At 62.6% G+C, this 18,316-nt stretch carries 25 protein-coding genes and 1 tRNA gene; 9 read left to right on the top strand and 17 right to left on the bottom strand.

The window, feature by feature from the left end; all coding sequences use genetic code 11:
- Positions 1–10: 10 nt before the first annotated feature.
- Positions 11–658: a uracil phosphoribosyltransferase gene (gene upp, locus ACT3TP_RS13080; RefSeq protein ID WP_096285410.1), complete on the bottom strand. Its 648-nt coding sequence runs from the start codon at positions 656–658 to the stop codon at positions 11–13.
- A 200-nt stretch (positions 659–858) separates the two neighbouring features.
- On the opposite strand from upp, the gene tadA reads away from it, so the two are divergent.
- Together tadA and ACT3TP_RS13070 are read left to right on the top strand one after the other, a co-directional pair.
- Positions 859–1,335 carry a tRNA adenosine(34) deaminase TadA gene (tadA, locus tag ACT3TP_RS13075; protein WP_096285411.1) on the top strand — a complete coding sequence of 159 codons (477 nt, stop codon included), beginning with the start codon at positions 859–861 and terminating at the stop codon, positions 1,333–1,335.
- Between the two features lie 94 nt (positions 1,336–1,429).
- Positions 1,430–1,520, top strand: a tRNA-Ser gene (locus ACT3TP_RS13070).
- Positions 1,521–1,695: 175 nt separating this feature from the next.
- On the opposite strand, the gene ACT3TP_RS13065 is transcribed toward ACT3TP_RS13070, so the two are convergent.
- Positions 1,696–2,241: a DinB family protein gene (locus ACT3TP_RS13065; protein WP_444620764.1), complete on the bottom strand. Its 546-nt coding sequence runs from the start codon at positions 2,239–2,241 to the stop codon at positions 1,696–1,698.
- 104 nt (positions 2,242–2,345) lie between these two features.
- Here ACT3TP_RS13065 and ACT3TP_RS13060 point away from each other — a divergent pair, with 104 nt between their 5' ends.
- Positions 2,346–3,302 (top strand): helix-turn-helix transcriptional regulator, encoded by a 957-nt coding sequence (locus ACT3TP_RS13060; RefSeq protein ID WP_444620763.1) that lies wholly within the window; start codon positions 2,346–2,348, stop codon positions 3,300–3,302.
- A 237-nt stretch (positions 3,303–3,539) separates the two neighbouring features.
- Here the strand turns inward: ACT3TP_RS13060 and ACT3TP_RS13055 are convergent, their stop codons facing one another.
- The 10 genes from ACT3TP_RS13055 to ACT3TP_RS13010 form a co-directional block, all read right to left on the bottom strand.
- A complete protein-coding gene (locus ACT3TP_RS13055; RefSeq protein ID WP_096285421.1) occupies positions 3,540–4,082 on the bottom strand; it encodes a YaeQ family protein in 543 nt (180 codons plus the stop codon).
- Positions 4,083–4,109: 27 nt separating this feature from the next.
- Positions 4,110–4,448 carry a YciI family protein gene (locus ACT3TP_RS13050; protein ID WP_096285422.1) on the bottom strand — a complete coding sequence of 113 codons (339 nt, stop codon included), beginning with the start codon at positions 4,446–4,448 and terminating at the stop codon, positions 4,110–4,112.
- Positions 4,449–4,578: 130 nt separating this feature from the next.
- Complete coding sequence (locus tag ACT3TP_RS13045; RefSeq protein WP_096285423.1) at positions 4,579–4,845, bottom strand: DUF6457 domain-containing protein; 267 nt, start codon at positions 4,843–4,845, stop codon at positions 4,579–4,581.
- Between the two features lie 19 nt (positions 4,846–4,864).
- On the bottom strand, positions 4,865–5,473 hold the full coding sequence (mobA, locus tag ACT3TP_RS13040) for a molybdenum cofactor guanylyltransferase (protein ID WP_444620762.1): 609 nt from the start codon (positions 5,471–5,473) through the stop codon (positions 4,865–4,867).
- Positions 5,470–6,708: a molybdopterin molybdotransferase MoeA gene (locus ACT3TP_RS13035; RefSeq protein ID WP_444620761.1), complete on the bottom strand. Its 1,239-nt coding sequence runs from the start codon at positions 6,706–6,708 to the stop codon at positions 5,470–5,472. Before ACT3TP_RS13035 ends, mobA begins: the two co-directional genes overlap by 4 nt.
- Positions 6,709–6,802: 94 nt before the next feature.
- Positions 6,803–7,564: a sulfate/molybdate ABC transporter ATP-binding protein gene (locus ACT3TP_RS13030; RefSeq protein ID WP_444620760.1), complete on the bottom strand. Its 762-nt coding sequence runs from the start codon at positions 7,562–7,564 to the stop codon at positions 6,803–6,805.
- A complete protein-coding gene (locus ACT3TP_RS13025; protein WP_096285428.1) occupies positions 7,561–8,373 on the bottom strand; it encodes an ABC transporter permease in 813 nt (270 codons plus the stop codon). The genes ACT3TP_RS13030 and ACT3TP_RS13025 overlap by 4 nt, the downstream gene beginning before the upstream one ends.
- The gene (gene modA / locus ACT3TP_RS13020; RefSeq protein ID WP_444620759.1) at positions 8,370–9,185 is read right to left on the bottom strand and encodes a molybdate ABC transporter substrate-binding protein; all 816 of its coding nucleotides are present in this window, start codon (positions 9,183–9,185) and stop codon (positions 8,370–8,372) included. The genes ACT3TP_RS13025 and modA overlap by 4 nt, the downstream gene beginning before the upstream one ends.
- A 696-nt stretch (positions 9,186–9,881) precedes the next feature.
- The gene (locus tag ACT3TP_RS13015; RefSeq protein WP_444620758.1) at positions 9,882–10,304 is read right to left on the bottom strand and encodes a molybdenum cofactor biosynthesis protein MoaE; all 423 of its coding nucleotides are present in this window, start codon (positions 10,302–10,304) and stop codon (positions 9,882–9,884) included.
- Positions 10,301–11,515 (bottom strand): ThiF family adenylyltransferase, encoded by a 1,215-nt coding sequence (locus ACT3TP_RS13010; protein ID WP_444620757.1) that lies wholly within the window; start codon positions 11,513–11,515, stop codon positions 10,301–10,303. Before ACT3TP_RS13010 ends, ACT3TP_RS13015 begins: the two co-directional genes overlap by 4 nt.
- Positions 11,516–11,575: 60 nt before the next feature.
- On the opposite strand from ACT3TP_RS13010, the gene ACT3TP_RS13005 reads away from it, so the two are divergent.
- From ACT3TP_RS13005 to ACT3TP_RS12985, 5 genes are read left to right on the top strand one after another with little or no spacing between them, the layout of a single operon-like run.
- Positions 11,576–11,845 carry a MoaD/ThiS family protein gene (locus ACT3TP_RS13005; RefSeq protein ID WP_096285432.1) on the top strand — a complete coding sequence of 90 codons (270 nt, stop codon included), beginning with the start codon at positions 11,576–11,578 and terminating at the stop codon, positions 11,843–11,845.
- A gap of 9 nt (positions 11,846–11,854) precedes the next feature.
- Positions 11,855–13,117: a molybdopterin molybdotransferase MoeA gene (locus ACT3TP_RS13000; RefSeq protein WP_096285438.1), complete on the top strand. Its 1,263-nt coding sequence runs from the start codon at positions 11,855–11,857 to the stop codon at positions 13,115–13,117.
- Positions 13,110–13,598: a cyclic pyranopterin monophosphate synthase MoaC gene (gene moaC, locus ACT3TP_RS12995; RefSeq protein ID WP_096285440.1), complete on the top strand. Its 489-nt coding sequence runs from the start codon at positions 13,110–13,112 to the stop codon at positions 13,596–13,598. Before ACT3TP_RS13000 ends, moaC begins: the two co-directional genes overlap by 8 nt.
- A complete protein-coding gene (locus ACT3TP_RS12990) occupies positions 13,582–14,088 on the top strand; it encodes a molybdopterin-binding protein (RefSeq protein WP_343252120.1) in 507 nt (168 codons plus the stop codon). Before moaC ends, ACT3TP_RS12990 begins: the two co-directional genes overlap by 17 nt.
- A 30-nt stretch (positions 14,089–14,118) precedes the next feature.
- Positions 14,119–14,328, top strand: coding sequence for a DUF1653 domain-containing protein (locus ACT3TP_RS12985; protein ID WP_096285442.1), 210 nt, complete (start codon positions 14,119–14,121; stop codon positions 14,326–14,328).
- Positions 14,329–14,431: 103 nt separating this feature from the next.
- Here the strand turns inward: ACT3TP_RS12985 and ACT3TP_RS12980 are convergent, their stop codons facing one another.
- On the bottom strand, positions 14,432–14,725 hold the full coding sequence (locus tag ACT3TP_RS12980; protein ID WP_096285444.1) for a DUF6966 domain-containing protein: 294 nt from the start codon (positions 14,723–14,725) through the stop codon (positions 14,432–14,434).
- A 111-nt stretch (positions 14,726–14,836) separates the two neighbouring features.
- The gene (locus ACT3TP_RS12975; protein WP_444620756.1) at positions 14,837–15,487 is read right to left on the bottom strand and encodes an alpha/beta hydrolase; all 651 of its coding nucleotides are present in this window, start codon (positions 15,485–15,487) and stop codon (positions 14,837–14,839) included.
- Between the two features lie 215 nt (positions 15,488–15,702).
- Between ACT3TP_RS12975 and ACT3TP_RS12970 the strand changes: the two genes are divergently transcribed.
- The gene (locus ACT3TP_RS12970; protein WP_096285448.1) at positions 15,703–16,095 is read left to right on the top strand and encodes a VOC family protein; all 393 of its coding nucleotides are present in this window, start codon (positions 15,703–15,705) and stop codon (positions 16,093–16,095) included.
- Positions 16,096–16,099: 4 nt separating this feature from the next.
- Here the strand turns inward: ACT3TP_RS12970 and ACT3TP_RS12965 are convergent, their stop codons facing one another.
- The 3 genes from ACT3TP_RS12965 to ACT3TP_RS12955 form a co-directional block, all read right to left on the bottom strand.
- Complete coding sequence (locus ACT3TP_RS12965; protein WP_444620755.1) at positions 16,100–16,882, bottom strand: IclR family transcriptional regulator domain-containing protein; 783 nt, start codon at positions 16,880–16,882, stop codon at positions 16,100–16,102.
- A 99-nt stretch (positions 16,883–16,981) separates the two neighbouring features.
- Entirely contained in the window at positions 16,982–17,638 is a 657-nt protein-coding gene (locus tag ACT3TP_RS12960) for a 3-oxoacid CoA-transferase subunit B (protein ID WP_404289086.1), read from the bottom strand.
- Positions 17,638–18,309 carry a 3-oxoacid CoA-transferase subunit A gene (locus ACT3TP_RS12955; protein WP_444620754.1) on the bottom strand — a complete coding sequence of 224 codons (672 nt, stop codon included), beginning with the start codon at positions 18,307–18,309 and terminating at the stop codon, positions 17,638–17,640. The genes ACT3TP_RS12960 and ACT3TP_RS12955 overlap by 1 nt, the downstream gene beginning before the upstream one ends.
- Between the last annotated feature and the right edge of the window lie 7 nt (positions 18,310–18,316).

Here is an 18,316-nt window from a genome sequence, read left to right as displayed (position 1 = left end):
CGAGGGCCGTCTAGACGATCGGTGGGGTGACGCCGTACAGACGGTCCCCGGCATCTCCGAGTCCGGGGATGATGTAGGACTTCTCGTCCAGTCGTTCGTCCATCGCGGCAAGCACGATGTGGACGCGCTCGTCGGCACCGTGGATTTCCTTCAGGCGTTCCACGCCCTCCGGAGCCGCGATCAGGCAGATGCAGGTGACCGATTCGGCGCCGCGCTCGAAGATGAACTTGATCGCTTCGGCCAGGGTGCCGCCGGTGGCCAGCATCGGATCCAGCACGAAAACCTGACGGCCGGACAGATCGTTTGGCACGCGGTCGGCGTAGGTGATGATGTCCAGGGTTTCTTCGTTGCGGGCCATGCCCAGGAAGCCGACCTCGGCGGTGGGCACCAAGCGGGTCATGCCTTCAAGCATGCCCAGACCCGCGCGAAGAATCGGCACCACCAAAGGGGTTGGCTTGGCGAAGGTGATTCCGGTGGTGGTGGCTACCGGGGTGACTACCTCGACTTCTTCGGTGCGCACCTCGCGGGTTGCTTCGTAGGCCAGCAGGGTGACCAGTTCGTCGGTCAGCTGGCGGAAAATCGGGGACGGAGTATCTTTGTCTCGAAGAACTGAAACCTTATGTGCCACCAATGGGTGGTCGACTACCTGTACGCGCATAAGTAGAAATCTATCAGCCCACCAATGAAGCAAACGAGATAAAAGTGCGAAATCCCGGTGTAATCACTCCATGATGTGCCCAACTAAACAGGAATCAGCGGGATTGCGGTCCCCACGGCAAAGGCATATCGGTGTTTTGCGGAGTGCTAGTCCCCAAGCGCATGCACTGACGAGGCTAAAACACGTAAGGTAAAGGCACTATGGCGCACGTACACGAGACTTGGATGGACCTCGCCCTCGCAGAGGCCCGAGCCGCATTGGACACCGATGATGTTCCAATCGGCGCGGTCGTCATCTCCCCCGAAGGCAAGCTCCTTTCCACCGGACGCAATGAGCGCGAGGCGCACTTTGATCCGACGGCTCACGCCGAAGTGGTGGCCATCCGCAACGCAGTCAAAGCGCTACAGGTTAAGGACAACGCCGACGGATGGCGACTAGAAGACTGCACGCTGGTCGTCACGCTGGAGCCCTGCGCCATGTGCGCCGGAGCCATCGTGCTTTCGCGCATCCCCCGACTGGTCTTCGGCGCTTGGGATGAGAAGGCCGGAGCCTGCGGCTCGGTCTTCGACATCGTCCGCGAACCCCGCTTGAACCACTGGGTCGAGGTATACCCGCGGGTCAAAGAAAACGAGTGCGCAGACCTGCTGCGCGATTTCTTCCGATCCAAACGCGGCTGAGCGAACACCCATATGTGTTTCGAACCACTTACCGGGATTTTCGCCTCGTTCGTTTTGGTGTTCTCGAAAGGTTCGTTATAGAGTTATCAGGTCTGGTGACGTGTCCGAGCGGCCGAAGGTGCAACACTCGAAATGTTGTGTACGGTAACCCCGTACCGTGGGTTCAAATCCCACCGTCACCGCCAGCGAAAACCCCGAGAATCATTGAATTCTCGGGGTTTTTCATTGCCTTAAAATGTCCGTGCTGGCTGAGAAGCTTATTTTGTCGCCACTAACAGTGGCCAGCATTCGGGGTCGCCTGATTATCCCCAGGAGCGCATCCTTCTTTGCCACCAATATCGCGACGCCCGGCTTCGGTGGTTAGCCCATGGTTTTTTGTCCGTCCAAGGATTCGCGGATGATGTCGGCATGCCCGGCATGCTGGGTGATTTCGGCGATGATGTGCAGCAACGTGCGGCGCACCGTCCAATGGGTATCGACAAACCAGGGTGCCTTGGGCAATTCGTGGACGGTATCCATGTCTAACTCTGCCAGAAAGTCATCGGTGTGGGCTGCGACCCGCGCGTAGTTTTCCAGCAGCTCATCCAAGCACTCTTCGCGCGACATGCGGAATTCATTCTGGAAAGCCTCCACTGCTTCGGGTGGCATCTTGCTGAAGTCTGCCCCGTCCCAGGCCATGGCGGCCCGTCCCTTGACCATGAATTCCTGCCACTGCTTTTCCACTGCGGTCACATGCTTGATTAGTCCGCCGGGGGTCAATTCGCTGTCGGTGGTGCGCTGTGCTGCCTGCGAATCACTGAGTCCACGGACGGTGAAGCGCAGGAAGTGCCGGGCGTTGGCTAACGCCTGGAATAGGTCGGCGCGTTCCCCGGTCAGGGTGGTTTCGGTGGTGGCCATGGTGCTCATTGTTGCCTCCTGGCATCAGCTTCAGCCGGTATTTCCAGCTGATAATTACCAGCGTAGAAGCAATAAGCGCCAGTTTTTGTCCTAAATTAAGGCAGACTAATTGCATGAGTACCAGCACCAGATTCTTGCGTTTGCTCTCCTTGCTGCAAACCCGCCGCTACTGGTCCGGCGACGAGCTGGCCGAACGGCTGGAAGTCAGTTTGCGCACCGTGCGCCGGGACATCGACCGGCTGCGCGATCTGGGCTACCCGGTGCAGGCTGACCGCGGGGTGGGTGGCGGCTACCAGCTGGCCTCCGGCACTGCCCTGCCTCCACTGGTACTCGGCGATGAGGAAGCCGTGGCGCTGGTCATCGGGCTGCAATCTACGGTGCATGGCGGCTCTTCCGCGTTAGCCGAAGCCGCATTGCGCGCGCTGTCCAAGGTCGTTCCGGTGCTGCCGGCCAGGTTGCGGCAGCGGGCCCAGGCATTGACTGCCAGCACCGTCCCGTTGAACTCGCAGCACGCTGTTCCAGAACCGGTGGACCCCCAGGTGCTGGTGGTGTTCGCCCAGGGATGCCGCGACCGCGAACGGGTGGCCTTCGACTACCGCGATGCTAAGGGAACCGCCAGTTCAAGGCGGGTGGAACCGGCTAAACTGGTCAATGTGGGCAACCGCTACTATCTGGTGGCCTATGATCTGGATCGCGCGGATTGGCGCAGCTTTCGCGTGGATCGAGCTGAAAACGCCGCGGCGCGGGCACTGCGCTTTGTCCCGCGGGAGATTCCCGGCGGCGATGCAGCCCAGTTTGTCCGCGAAGGGCTGCGCGGAGCCGGTCAGCAACAGATCAGCGCGCGGGTGCATGCCAGCGCAGAGGAGCTGGCACCGCGCATCGGCCGGTGGTTCGAGATCCATCCGCTTGATGAGGACAGCGCCATGGTGCGCACCGAGAACGCCAACCTACCTTGGGCTGCCTTCGGCCTTGCGTTGAGCGAGGCGAAGGTCAGCGATGTGCAACCGGAGGAACTGCGCTCACTGCTTGACTCATGGTCGGCAAACCTCGCCCCGGGGCCCGGAGAGTAAAGCTGGGAAAGCAGACTCACAGGTATGCAAGATGAGGAGAGCCGCGAAAGAGCGATCCAGGTCGCACGGCCAGCACCGCTTTCCCGTGAAGCCACGGACTAATACCTTATAAAACGGAGGCAATCGGCCTTTTGGATTGGACCGGAAACTAATAGCAATTCCGGGTGCCTTTGCAGGCAAAATCATCCGTTCAATAATGATATTCACGCTGGAGGCGTGCTTTACCGCCTGCGGTCGCTACTCGATGTGATGCTCGTGAATTTGCGTCTCAAAATTGCTGCCGTTGAGTTCGAGATAGATCTGCCCCTCGGTCACCGAAACCGACATGGTGTTGCGCCGGGTGAGGGCCTTGGCTGCCAAATCGATGAAGCCGGGGTCAAAGGAACGGACAACAATCTCATCGGCTTGGTAGATGGTCTTGCCCTTCCACGAGGCCAACAACTTCGCAGGCTCTCGGTGGGTGTAAACGGCGGCACGCTCTGCGCGCTTACTTCCCTGGTGAAGGCGCTGGGCATCCGGGGCGCCTACCTCAATCCAGGCCAGGATGCTTCCGGTGAGGTCCTTGACCAGCACCGCCGGTTCCTCCCCCGTGGATACCCCTCCGGCAGAAAATGCGATGCCTTCCTCCGCTTCGAGGCAGTAGGCGAGAACCCGGGTCACCAGATAGGCGTCGGTCTCCGAGGCTTGCTGTGCCACACGCAGTGAGAGATCTTCGTAAACACCGCGATCCACATCAGCCAGTTGGACTTCAAAAGTTTGTATTGTCGCGCCGATTGCCATAAGACACGAGTCTACAGTGGTGCGGGGCTAGCTCGCCGAGTCATAGGCGAATTCGCGCAGCTCTTGTGCGCAACGACAGGCCACCGCGATCTTTCGAGCCCAGCCCAGCGCTTCTTCACGGGTTGGCACCTCCAGCACGGTAAATCCGCCTTTGAGCTCCGAACCCGAATAGATTTCGTCACTCACCGAACCATCTGCCGATACCAGTACCGGACCCACGCGTTCCTCGATGCCACCACCGAAGACATAGACACCTGCCGCTTTGGCCTCGGAAATCACGGCACGGGCATCGGCGGCGACACGCGGCAGCTCTTCGTCCGCAATCACCATGGCCCGGCTCGGAAACGAGATCAGATATTTAGTCATCTCCCGATTGTGCGCCCGGAGGCGGCACACGGCAATGCTCAGCCCGCTGAAGCCGGAGATGCCTACCTCGCCATTGGGTGGCTACAACGCGTTGAGCTGAGACACGTGGTGGAACTTCAGCAGCTCGGGCTTACTGTTGCTCGGCCGCCCAACGCGCGGCCCGTGCGTTGAGCTTCTCGGCGAGCGCCGACAGCTCGGTGCCCGGTTCCGCGCGGCCAAGAGCCAAGCCCAAGAGAAAGGTGCTCAATGGGGCAGCTGGCCGCGCGACGTCGTGGGCAACGTGCTTGGCCACGTCGAGCAGCGTGCCTATAGATACCTCGTTGGCGTCCAAGCCGAGTTCCTCGGCCGCGGCCTCCAGCCACGGAATGAGTGCCTCGGGTGGGAGATGCTGTGCCATGATTATTTTCCTTTGCTCGCTAAGTCTTGGTTGGCTTCGTCGATTGAGTTGAATTCTTTTGCCGCAGACGGGCCTCTTCCAACGCTTCGGGGGTATCAATATCCGCCGATTTCTCCCCCGAAATCTTGGCCCTGTTCAGCCGAAGGTTGTTGAAAGCCCGCCTGACCGGTGCATTGACGACGCCGGCGCCCAGCGCCTCGCAGGCTTCGCGCAGCGGCTCGGTGCGGTAGCAACCCGCGAGCCACTGCGTCCGCCCGTTGTCGTCTACCAGCACCACGCCATCCGTCCCAGAAGTCTCCATGGCCACGGAAAGCGCCTGACAGACCGTGGCCGGATATTCCAGGTCGCAAGACAGAATCACTACCCAGTTAGCTGTCACCGCACGAAGCCCCACCGCAACTGCGGCCAGCGGTCCGGCGAATTCAGGTTCTTCGCGCAGCACCGCGTCCGCTTGGGTTCCAGCAGTTTCGGGACCCACAACGATCACCTGGCCGCTGATACTTTCCCGGCAAGCGCGCACCACGCGGTCCACCAGCCGCTGCCCGCCAAGGAGCAGTTCGGCTTTATCCAGGCCACCGAGCCTGGACCCACGGCCACCGGCGAGAATCAATGCGTCGGCGGCCATCATGGAAGCATCCGGATGACTTGCACGCTATCGCCCTCGGCGATGTCCCCACGTTCAGGTTCGACCAGGGCGTACCCTTGGGCCGCGCCGAAACCACCGACGGAATGCGACACCCGCTTGGAGTGCACCACCGGATAGCAGCGCAAAGACTGCCCATGTTCGAACTCAACGGGGAGCACTTGCAGCTTCCCGGTGAATCCACGCCAACCGGTCCCGGCGGTAGCGGTCAATCGTGGACGCTCGGACACCGTGTGCCCCTGCATGGCACGCAGCGCAGGGATTACGAACAGTTCAAAGCCGACCGCCGCGCTGACCGGATTGCCCGGCAGCGCGAAGACGAACGCGCCGGCGGCCAATCGCCCGGTGCATTGCGGCTGCCCGGGACGTGCATCCAGCCTCACGGCACGAACCTCTGCCTCATCTGCCAGCGCCAACCGCATCACGTCCCGTGTGCCCGGGCCCACCCCGCCGGTGCTCACGATGGCGTCGTAGCTCGAACCCAGTTCGGCCAGCCTTTGGGTCACCTCGGCTGCCTCATCGGGGCAATGCTGCACGCTGACCTCGACGATGCCCGCCTCGGCCAAGAGTCCGCCAATGAGCAAGGAGTTTGATTCCGGGATCTGCCCGCGGGTCAGCTCCGCACCAAGTGGTTGCAATTCGGCACCGGTGACCAGCACCGCAACTCGCGGCGCCCGCCGAACCAGTACCTTGGCTATTCCGGCCGCGGCCAATGCCGACAGGCGCACCGCGGTCAGCTGATCTCCGGCGCGCGCCACCAATGCACCTCGGGCCAGGTCTTCTCCATGGGCACGGATCTCCTGGCCGGGCTGAACCGGTTTGAATACTCGCACGAGTTCTTCGGCCCAAGTGCTTTCGCCCTGATCGCCAATGGTCGATTCGACGCGCACTACCGCGTCGGCACGGGAGGGGATGGGAGCACCGGTCATGATGCGCACCGCTTGGCCAGGCTCCAGCGGCGCATCCCACGAACTTCCCGCGGCCACTTCGCCCATCACCTTCAAGACGATCGGCTGCTGCCAGCTAGCGTTGGACGTATCGCAGCTGCGCACCGCGTAGCCGTCCATGGCCGAGTTCTCCCACAGCGGCAGCGAGTGAGCAGCGAACACATCCTCGGCAAGCACCGTTCCTCGCGCCTCGGCCAAGCCCACCGTGCGGGTGGCTACCAGGGTGATTCGGTCAAGAATCCACGCCAGATGTTCTGCAGGGCTTATCCCCATCGCTCCTCATCCTTCATTACCATCAAACGTTGTGTAGGCCCGGAAGCAAGAAATAATCGAAAGGTGCCGGACGGAAAAATCTTTGGCTTCATTGCTAAGAGGAACATCGCTTCTCCGGTTCGCTCTCGTAGCCCGCCGGAACGCTATTGGCCACGGCCCGCACAAACTCCGTAGCCGGCTGCGCAAGCACTTGCCGCGTATACCCCTGCTGAACGACCACCCCGCGTTCGATCACCAATAATCGCTCTGCCAGGGCCAGCGCGTCCGCCCCCGAATGCGAGACGACCACCGCGGTGGTTCCGGTGCGGGATAGCTCTTCACGGACCAGCTCGCGCATCTCCACCGCCGCTTGGACATCAAGTGCGGAGAAGGGCTCATCAACCAGCAACAGCTTCGGTCCCGCGGCCAAGGCACGAGCCAGCGCGATACGCTGCTGCTGCCCACCGGAAAGCGCGGCGGGTCGTTGCGTCGCGAATGCCGTGAGCCCTAAGCGTTCAAGCCAGTCGTGCGCCACCTGCTGGGCGGCGCGTTTGCTTAGGCCAGCCGCGCGGGCTGCGAAGGCGATATTCTCCGCGGCGTCCAAATGCGGGAAGAGCCTGGGCTGCTGCCCGAGCAGTCCGATCGCTCGGCGGTGTGGCGGCAGGTGCACTCCGGGACCGGAGAGCACCTTACCGTTCAGGGAAATCTGTCCGGACGTAAGGTGTTGAATTCCAGCTATTGCATGCACAATCGTGGACTTTCCAGCTCCGTTGGGTCCCATCAATGCGAGGGTCTTCCGGAATTCAAGGTCCAGTTGCACGTTAATTTCGAAGTTTGGGCGCGCCACACGGATTTCAGCCAGAAGCCCGGTGGTCATTTCAACGCCCCTGGACGCCAGGCACGCAGGCAAACCAGGACCAGTACTGCGGCCGCGAGTAACAACAATGAAAGCGCAACGGCTGATTCTCGTCCGGCGCCTGCCCCGTTGAAAGCCGTATAGATTGCCAGTGGCATGGTCTGGGTGCGTCCTGGCGCATTGCCGGCAAAAAGCGCGGTAGCCCCAAACTCGCCCAGAGCCCTGGCGAAGCAGAGGATCATCCCGGCAAACAGCCCCGGTGCGGCCAAGGGCAGGCTGATTCGGGTCAGCACCATCCAGCGTCCGGCGCCAAGCGTGGCCGCGGTCTGCTCATAGGCCGCCCCGCTGGTACGCAGGGTCCCTTCGACGGTGAGCACCAGAAAAGGCAGTGCGACAAACATTTGCGCCATCACCACCGCGGCGGTGGAAAACGGGAGGGTGAACCCCCAGAACTGTTCCAGCAGCTGGCCAATGCCGCTAGTCCGGCCGAAGAGCAGCAGCAGCGCGACACCGCCGACCATAGGCGGGAGTACCAGGGGCACCGCCACCAATGCACGGAGAACCTGTGCAACGTGCGGGGAGCTACGGGCAATGAGCAGTGCCAGCGGCACTCCGAGCAGCGTGCACAGCACGGTAGCCAGCAGCGCGGTGCGCAGCGATAGGCCAAGCGCCTGCAAGGCCTGGGGGCTGGTCACATCCGCCCACAAGGTACCCCAGGAGGCTTGCGTCAACAAGGCAAACAGCGGAAGGACGAGCAAGGCCACAGCCAATACTGCGGGCAGCAGCACCAGGCTCGGCGCCCGGGTGCCGACATCTACTTGGGCGGTCATTTCTGCCCGGACTTCAACTGGGCGGAGGACGTCGGGCTTCCGAAGCCATATTCGCGCATCACCTGTTGTCCATGCTCGCTCAGAACATAGTCCACGAACTCTTCGGCAGCCTCGCGCTTGGCCACTTCTTGTTTGTCCCCGCTTGCATTGGCGACTACCGAGATGGGATACGAGTTGACGACCTTCTGTGCCTCGGGAGGAATAATGCTTTCCGCGGTCGGCTCATTGGCCATTTCCGTGCGGTATACCAGTCCCGCGTCCGCTTCCCCGGTGGCAACCTTGACCAGTACGGTGCCTACATTCTGTTCCAGACTTGCGGCTTCGACCTGCACGCCGGCAAGATCTAGCAATTTTTTGGCCGCGGAACCACAGGGCACTTCGGGAGCGCAGAGCACCGTGGTGGCCTCTGCAAGGTCCGCCAGCTCACTGATGTTGCCCGGGTTCCCCTGGGGAAGGGCAATCACCAGCGTGTTGGTAGCGAAGATGCTCGGGGTGGCCACCAAGCCGGCCTCCTGCAACGCGTCCATGTTGCGTTCATCTGCCGAGGCAAAGACATCTGCGGGCGCTCCGGCGATGATCTGGGTGGCGAGCGTTGCGGAACCGTCATAGCTAATATCGGAGAGCAGAATATCTGGGTGCTGCTCCCGGAATTCCTGAGCCAATTGTTCGAAGGGCTCATGCAAAGAGGTTGCTGCCGAAATGTTGATTTGGGTCTGCGGCTGCGCGGCGTTTTCCATCCCGTCATTTGCTGCGCAAGAGCTCAGAGCCAGAATTAGGAATCCAGCTAACGCCAGCGTTGGGCGTAGTTGCATGCTCGGCTCCTTCAAAAACGGTACTTTGCCATGCTACCGCCGATGTCACGCGCGTCACGAGTTATTTCCGCGCCGACTTCACGATCCATCACAGCCGCTCGTCCGAGGATGCCGGCACGGTCTGCGGCCGCGTGGCGCTAAGCCGAGGTGCGGCCATCCCGCCGGCGGCGCCATCTGAGTTACAACCCCTCGAACGGCAGCTTCTGAGTGGCGAGCTGGCATATACGTTTTCAGGCTCTCGCACGATGGCGGCAGCCTCCGTATCGCCGGGCCTCGCCGACACCCGCGGCGGTGGCTGACCCGGACACGGAAATGTGCCGCAGCTAGAGATATCATGTGATTTGCTACTGCCGCGGGCGGTTTACCGGGATTGGCAAAATCAGGCGTTTTCGAAGCGCTCTGGATCTGGGACTAAGCGGAAATTGGTGACATGAAGAATTCCACGGTTTCACCCACAACTGCCTCGGTTCTCGCGGCGCTTTTCCTGATCGTGGGTGTTTGGCAGATGACAACCGGCACGGTTTGGCCAGGCGGTGCGATGCTGGCGCTTGCTGCCCTATGGGTTGCTGTCGCTGTGCGCCAAGCCAGAAAACCACCGGTCTAAGCGAATATCCCTCGTCGTTTGCGGCAGATCTAGCTTTGCTGTCACCTCAGCCGCGCCGAGATGACTGAAACCGGTGGCTAATGTCTCCGTGCTTAGAGTCCCACCCATTGACTGGTTCCCGCTTCGAAATGCTGACGCTTCCAGATCGGCACCTCGTGCTTGATGCGCTCAACCAGCGCTTCGATGGCGGCGAAGGCCTCGCCACGGTGCGCGGCAGCAGACGCCGCGACCAAGGCAGCGTCGCCAATTTTCAGTTCCCCCACGCGGTGCACCGCCGCCATACGCACCCCGGAGCGTTCCTGCTCTTCGGCCAGGATCTTGGCCAGGAACTCTTCGGCCTGCGGGTGGCTTGAGTAGTCCAGTCCCATGACCTTTTCGCCGCCGTCATGGTTGCGTACGATGCCATGGAACATCACCACCGCTCCGGCGTCCGGTCCGTCCACCGCCGCTCGAACCGCGGACTCATCGATGGCCTCAGTGCTGATGCGGGCAAGTGAATTGTTCAACTCGGTCATGAGTTCTCCTTCAAGCTGTCTGTTGATGCCATCGCGGCATCCGTCGCGGTGAATTCCGGGGCAAGCGGGGCGAACTCGTGGATACCACCTGAAAGGTAGCGCACCGGCACCCCGCGCTTGGCTAATAGCTGTGCGGCACGGATGGACCGGGGGTCACGGGCGCAATAGACAATCAGCTCGCCGCTACCGGGCAGGAACAATGACTGCTCCGCTTGGGAAGCCGCTTCAAGCTCATCCAACGGCACAAACTGGGATCCGGCGATGCGCAGCTGTTCGCGTTCTGCCAAGGTCCGCACATCAAGCAAGCGCGGGGCATCACCGGAACGCATCATTCCCGCGAGCTCGGAGGCCGAGATCGCCTCGGGTTGCGGTTCTGCGCCGGCGCAGAATAGTTCGTAGTCGATCAATTCGCTCACCGGATTTCCTTGCGGGTCACGGCCGTAGGCGATTTCCCTGGTGCGGCCGGCGAGCGCGTCATAGATCAGCACCCGGCCAATGAGCAGGTCGCCTAGTCCGGTGATCACCTTCAAGGTTTCGGTGGCCAGCAAGGAACCAACCGTTCCGCAGAGCCCCGGCAGCACCCCGCCGACGGCACAGTTCACCACGGTGCCCGGTTCCGGCGGACTCGGGAACAGATCCCGGTAGCCCGGGCCGTACTCATGCCAAGCCACGCTGACTTGCCCATGATGGGCGAGGATGGATCCCCAGATCAACGGAATCCCGCTGAGCTGAGCCGCATCATTAACCAGATAGCGGGTGGGGAAATTATCGCTCCCATCAACTACCAGGTCGTAGCCGGCAAAGATCTCCAAGGCGTTCTCGGCGGTCAACCGCAAGTTGTGTTCAACAACCGTAATGCTCGGGTCCAGCGCCCTGGCCGCCTGCGCCAAAGACGAGGTCTTGGCCACGCCGAGGTTCGCCGTGGTGTGCGCAACCTGCCGATGCAGATTCGAAAGTTCGACCACATCATCATCAACCAGCCCGATGGTCCCCACCCCGGCCCCGACCAGATACGGCACGCTCGCGCACCCGAGTCCACCGGCACCGATGACCAAGACCCGCGCGTGGGCGAGCCTGCGCTGGGACTCAAAACCGAAGCCGGGCAGTGAGAGCTGCCGCTGGGCACGAGCGCGCTGTTCGTCGTTGAGTTCCGCGCCCACCTGCACCGCGGCAGGAGGCGTGGCACCACCCGGAGATACGCTTTGATTCATACTGGGATCCTACGCGTTTATCGACTTACCTGCCCGCTACGCACAAGATAGCATGGAGATATGACCTCGATCCTGATCCGTTACTTCGCCGCCGCCGCCCAGGCCGCCGGCACCGAAGAGGAGCATTGGCCAACCGTGACAACGCTCGCGGAATTACGCGCCGGACTCCAGGAAAAGTACGGCCAAGAGATGGCAAAAGTGCTCAACGCCGGAAGTTTCTTGGTCAACGGCACGGTCCGCCGCGATACCGGTGCGCTGCGCACCGCCGGGGATGAAACAGACGGCAAACCGCTGACCGTTGATGTGCTTCCACCCTTCGCCGGCGGGTAACCACCCTTCATGAGTTGCACTCTCGAATCCCACCGCGTCCATGTGCGCGATCTGCTGGCGCCAATGCTGCAGCGCCTTCGCGGCGAAGCGCCGGAACTCTTGAGCGTCGGCCACCCTGCGCTCGCCGGTCGGGTCACCGCCGCGCAAATGACCGCCACCCTGCCGATCCCCGCCTTTACCAATTCGCAGATGGACGGCTACGCCCTTCACTCGCAGCAGCTCGCCGCGGCCAGTAGGCAATCCCCGCTGACCTTCCCGCTTGGTTTCACCGCCGCGGCCGGCGACCCGCGATTGACCCTTGAACCCGGTACCGTCATCCCGGTGATGACCGGCGCTCCCATCCCCTCCGGGGCAGACACCGTGGTTCCCATCGAGGAGACGGTTTCTGCAGCTTTTCCTGCGCTGGTTCGGGTCGGTGCAGGCACGCCGAGCGGCACGGCCACCTTTACCGGGCCAAGCGGCGCGGGGCGTTTCATCCGCGAGGCCGGCGAACAACTGGCCGGCGGCGCGGTCGTGGCCGAAGCCGGCGAGCTGCTGACCCCCACCTTGATCGGCGCGCTGGCAGCCAGCGGCGTGCATCAAGTTCCGGTACAGGCACGACCACAGGTGCTGCTGTGCACCACCGGCGACGAGCTGGCCGCTCCCGGATCCGAGGTCGCGGCTGCGCGCATCCCGGATGCCAATAGCCCGATGCTCGCCGCCCTCTTGCGGAACTACGGTGCCGAGGTCTCGGTGGCGCGCTTGCCCGATGATCCGCAGGCTTTCTCCGAACATCTCTTGAAGCATGCCGCGCAGGCTGACTTGCTGCTCACCGTTGGCGGGATCAGTGCCGGGGCATTCGAGGTGGTTCGCCAGGTACTCGAACCCCTGGGCGGCGACTTCCATCATGTGGCGATGCAACCCGGCGGGCCCCAGGGACATGCGCGCTTGGAAAACCCAGATGGTTCGCGCACCCCGGTCCTCTGCTTCCCCGGCAACCCGGTCAGCGCGCTGCTTTCCGCCGAGCTCTTCCTCGCCCCGTTGCTGCGCGCTTTCGCAGCTCTTCCACAGCCGCAGGCAACGCGCGGAGTGCTTGCCCATGAGGTCAGCTCCCCCGGATCCAAACATCAGGTGCGCCGCGCGATGCTGGCAGATGGGCAGGTCACCGTGCTCGCTCCGGGCTCGCACCTGATCCATGATCTTGCCCGAGCCGATGCGCTAGTCCATCTACCGGTGGGGCTGACCCATTTGCCCGCCGGCGCAGAAATTGAAACCTGGAGCTTTAATGTCTGAGAACCAACGCCTCACCCACCTGCGCGCCGATGGCACGTCCCACATGGTTGATGTCAGCGATAAGACCGTCACTAAGCGGGTGGCCACCGCCGAGGCGCTGTTCGTTACCCGCCCCGATGTCATCGAGCAGCTGATGAGCGGCAACCTGCCCAAAGGCGAGGCGCTGGGCACCGCCCGCGTGGCCGGCATCATGGCGGCAAAGCGCACCTGGGAACTGGTGCCGCTATGCCACCCGTTGCCGATCTCCAAGGTCTCGGTGGACTTCGCGGCCGAGGCAGACACCGTGCGCATCACCGCACAGGTCACCACGAAGGGGGTCACCGGTGTGGAGATGGAAGCACTAACCGCTGCCAGCGTCGCGGCCCTGACCCTGTACGACATGACCAAGGCGGTAGACAAGCACGCCGAAGTCACCGGCATCAAGGTGCTGTCGAAGTCCGGCGGAAAGAGCGGGGACTGGACTCGTGACAATCAGCGGTAAGGCAGGCGGCGACCGAGCCGCGGTCATTGTTGCTTCCACCAGCTGCGCGGCCGGAACCGCCACGGACAAGACCGGCCCGGTCATTGCCCGGTGGCTCGTCGAACGCGGCTTTGCTGCCGCCCAGCCGCTGGTGGCCGCCGATGGACTACCGGTGCGCGTTGCCGTGGAAGAGCAGCTTGCCGCCGGAGCCCGCGTGGTGGTTGTCACCGGAGGAACCGGAGTTTCCCCGGATGATCAGTCACCGGAGATGGTCGCCCCGCTGCTGGATGTGCAGTTGCCCGGGATCATCGAGGCCATCCGCCGGCGCGGCGAAGCGATGACCCCGATGGCAATCATGACCCGTGGCGTCGCAGGGTTCGCCGGGAACAGCTTTGTGCTGACCCTGCCCGGATCCACCGGCGGCGTGGCCGATGGTCTGGCCGTGCTGGACCCGATCCTGGATCACCTCTTGGACCAGCGCAGCGGTGCTCGCGAACATGGTCCACGCTAATTTGCATCTTCTGGCAGGAAAGGCCACCCATTGAGCGTTGAAGCAGGCATTTACGAACATTTTAAGGGACAGCGCTATGAGGTGCTGGCCGTGGGCAGGCACAGTGAAACCGAGGAGCCGCTGGTGTTCTACCGCAAGCTCTATGATGACTACAGCTTTTGGGCCCGCCCGCAGGCAATGTTCGAGGAAGTGATAGAGCGCGAGGGCTATCGCGGGCCGCGCTTCAACCGGATCGCCTAGCTTCTGCAGCCTCGTGCTTGAGTATCGTTCACCGTCGAATAAAAAATCTGCGGGCCAGCCGGTCGATTTGCCGGGTTCTTCCGGCGGACCCAACGAGCCGCGATTAGTCCCGCAGCAACCACGAGCGGGCTGCGCTTAGCGCATGGCGCAGTCCGTCCACGGCCTCAGCCATGACCGCGGTACCCACGTCTTGGAAAGAACCCATTCCTCCCCGGTAGAGCTCCAAGGCCTGTCTGGACGCCTCGCGCAATTGTGCACGGGATTCAACGTTTTCAAAGAGCCCGTCGAGCCAGTGCGCCGCGTGGGCACGCTGCGGATCCCGATCGTGTGCCGCGGCGCGATGCAACTTCGCGATTGCCGCGCGGATTTCAATCAACGTTCGTTCTACCCTGGCCATGAACCAAGATTACCCTTGACCACCAGTGCTACCGCTCCAGCGACTGACCCTGGGCGCCTCTGCTCGGTTCACCGAAACCGGAGATCCCGATCTCACAAGGTGCCCGCGGGCTCAGTCTTTGCCGACCGGCAAGGCGGCCAGCTGCTCGGTGACGTGGCTGCGCACGTCGTCCAGTTCATCGAGGTTGATCCCGTGGGCCAGCCCCGGGTAGGTGCGCTCGGTCAGCGACGAGTGCTGGGGCAGGAAGCCGGTGGTGCGCGCGATCGCCACTGGGGCGATCACCCGGTCCTCGGTGCCGCGGCCCCAGAACACCGCCGGACGCTGAGCGGCGAGCCGGGCATCGGCCGGCTGCTCGCCGCCGAGCACAAATCCGCCGAGGATCGTGGTGGCTAGTACGCGCTCCGGACGGGTGCGCAGCAGCTGGCTGGCCATCAGCCCGCCCTGCGAGAAGCCGATGGGGATGATCTTCGTGCCGGCATCGAGGTTTTCATCGATCCAGGCCCAGATGGCCGCGGTGGCCGCCTCGACGGGTGCCGCGTCGGGCACTCCCGGGGTGGTGATCTGGAACCAGGCGGCGCCGCCGTTGCCGAGTTCCAGCGGGGCGCGAAGCGATGCCCAGGGCAGTTTGAATCCGAGCGGCTCCGCCAGCGAGCTCAGATCGTTTTCGTTGGAGCCGAAGCCGTGCAAAAACAGGATTACCGCGCCGGATTCGGCGGCGCGGTTCCAATCTGCCGAACGGATGTCGCTCAGTATCTGGGTCATGGCGGGTCAACTCCTTGTGATTTGCTTCCGGGCCGGGCCCGGCGATGGCTGGGTTTCCGTTGCCGCCTTGGAGCGGCGAAGGACTCCGCTACGACAATTTTACAGGATTTAGTTGAAGTTACAACAAATTCTTTGAGAACCTTAATTTTCCCCGCCGGAGGTCTCCCCCTCCGCGGAGCTAGGTTGCACAACGGCCGCCGGATAGATTGGTGCCCATGGAAATCCTTTCAAGCCGAGTGCTGCTGCGGCCCGTGAACCTGGCCGAAACCCAGAGCTTCTACCGCGACGTGCTGCAGTTGGCGGTGTCCCGCGAGTTCGGGCCGCCCGAGCACCGCGGCGTGGTGTTTTTCCTCGGCAACGGACTGCTGGAGGTCTCCGGACAACGCGCCCCCGAGGCTACCTCGTCCCTGGTGCTGTGGATCCAGGTCCGCGATGTGGGGGCCCAGCTGGAGCTGCTGGCTGGCCAGGGAGTGCCCATCCTCCGCGAAGCGCTCACGGAGCCATGGGGTCTCATCGAAGGATGGATCCAGGATCCCGACGGGACCCGCATCGTGCTGGTACAGGTTCCCGAGCGCCATCCAATCCGGCGCGATGCGCGTGAGCTGTAGCTGTTCAGCGGCTCGCGGCCAGGGCTTCGCGCACCTGCTCGGCGGCCTTCAGCAATTCGGGCAGAACGGCTTCCGCCGCCTGCTCGGCGCTTAATGCCGAATTCGGGTGCACGCTCATCGACACATTCATCGCGGCCGCCACGCTTGTCTCCGAATTGAAAACCGGGACCGCCACCGAGCGCAACCCGATTTCCAGCTCCTGGTCCACCACGGCGAACCCCTGTGCGCGGATCCGCTCCAGCTCCACGCGCAGCTGATCCGCGCTGTCGATGCCCAGCCCTGTGGTCGCATGCACCCCGGCAGCCAGCACGGATTCGCGCACCGCTTCGGGCTGGTAGGCCAGGAGCACCCGGCCCATCGAGGTATTCACTGCGGGGAAGCGGGTGCCCACCGAGATGCCGACCCGCATGATCGAGCGGGTATGTACGCGGGCGATATAGACAATTTCGGTTCCGTCCAGCACCGAGGCCGAGGCCGACTCATGGACCGTCGCCGAGAGCTCTTCCAGTACCGGCTCGATCAGCTGCGGCAACGTGGCGCTGGACAGATAGGCGTAGCCCAGCTGCAAAACCTTGGAGGTCAACTCGAAATGCTTGCCATCAGAACGGACATAACCCAGATCTTGCAAGGTCAGCAGAAAACGACGCGCGGTGGCGCGCGAAAGCGAGGTGCGCACCGCAACCTCGGAGAGGGTCATCGACGGATGCTCAGCGTCGAAGCTGCTGATCACCTGAAGGCCCCGCGCCAAGGACTGGACCGACGTACTACTTGCTGCCTGCTCGCTCACCGTGCTCCTTGCGCGCGCCTCACCGTGCGGCGCGCAGGTTATGAAAATTGGGGGTGCCCCGAAAAAAACTCGGAAGCACCCCCACTAATCTACTGTGTTTTAGGCTTTGGTTAGTTCTACCGGCACCTTGGACTGCAGATCATCGAAGCTGATTCCGTGCGAGGAACGTACGAAGACCTTCCCGTCGCGCAATTCAAAAATTGCCACTTCGGTGTAGATCCGCGAGACGCATCCTAGACCGGTCACCGGGTAGCTCAGTGCTTCGACAAGCTTTGATTCACCCGTCTTGGTGAACAGGCTCATCATCACCCAGGTCTGCTTCGCACCGATGGCCAGATCCATGGCGCCACCGACGGCAGGGATGGCGCCCTCGGCACCGGTGTGCCAGTTGGCCAGATCGCCGGATTCGGAAACTTGGAAGGCTCCAAGTACACAGACATCCAGGTGTCCGCCGCGCATCATGGAGAAGGAATCTGCGTGATGGAAGAAAGAAGCTCCAGGAAGTTCGGTCACCGGGATCTTGCCCGCATTGATCAGATCTTCATCGATATCATCCCCGGTAGCTACCGGACCCATACCCAGCATGCCGTTTTCGGTGTGCAGGGTCACGCCCTGCTCACTGGTCAGGAAGTTGGACACGTTGGTCGGCTGGCCGATGCCGAGGTTCACAAAGGCGCCGGACGGAATATCTGCGGCAACCTTCTGAGCCATTTCGTCGCGGCTGAGTTTTTCTTGCGTGCTGGAGTAGTTGCTCATTATTTGTTCCCTCCAAGTGCCACAACGGTATCCACATAGATGCCCGGGGTGATGACGTTTTCCGGATCCAGACTGCCGGCCTCGACAACCTCGTCCACCTGCACGATGGCCTGCTTGGCCGCGGTGGCCATGATCGGACCGAAGTTCCGCGCGGTCTTGCGGTACACCAGGTTGCCCATGGTGTCTGCCTTCAGCGCCTTGATCAGTGCGAAGTCCGCATTGATCGGGGTTTCGAGCACATAGCCCTTGCCGTCGATGACGCGGGTTTCCTTGCCTTCGGCCAGCAGCGTGCCGTAGCCGGTCGGAGTGAAGAAACCACCGATGCCGGCGCCTGCCGCGCGGATGCGCTCGGCCAGGTTGCCCTGCGGAACCAGTTCCAGCTCGATCTCGCCGGCCCGGTAAGCCTCATCAAAGTGCCACGAATCCGACTGGCGCGGGAAGGAGCAGATGATCTTCTTGACCCGGCGCTCCTTGATCAACAACGCGAGGCCCGCGTCAGCCTGCCCGGCGTTGTTGTTCACGACGGTCAAGTCCTTGGCGCCGCACTCCATGAGTGCATCGATCAGTTCCATCGGCTGGCCGGCGTTGCCGAAGCCGCCGATCAGTACAGTGGAGCCGTCCTTGATTTCGGCGACTGCGTCCGCGGCCGAGGTGGCAATACGTGGTGCCATGATGCTG

Source organism: Glutamicibacter sp. AOP38-B1-38 (assembly GCF_052377485.1).
Lineage (GTDB): Bacteria > Actinomycetota > Actinomycetes > Actinomycetales > Micrococcaceae > Glutamicibacter.
Note: the sequence above shows the minus strand (reverse complement) of the source record. Positions and strands in the feature narration are given on the sequence as shown.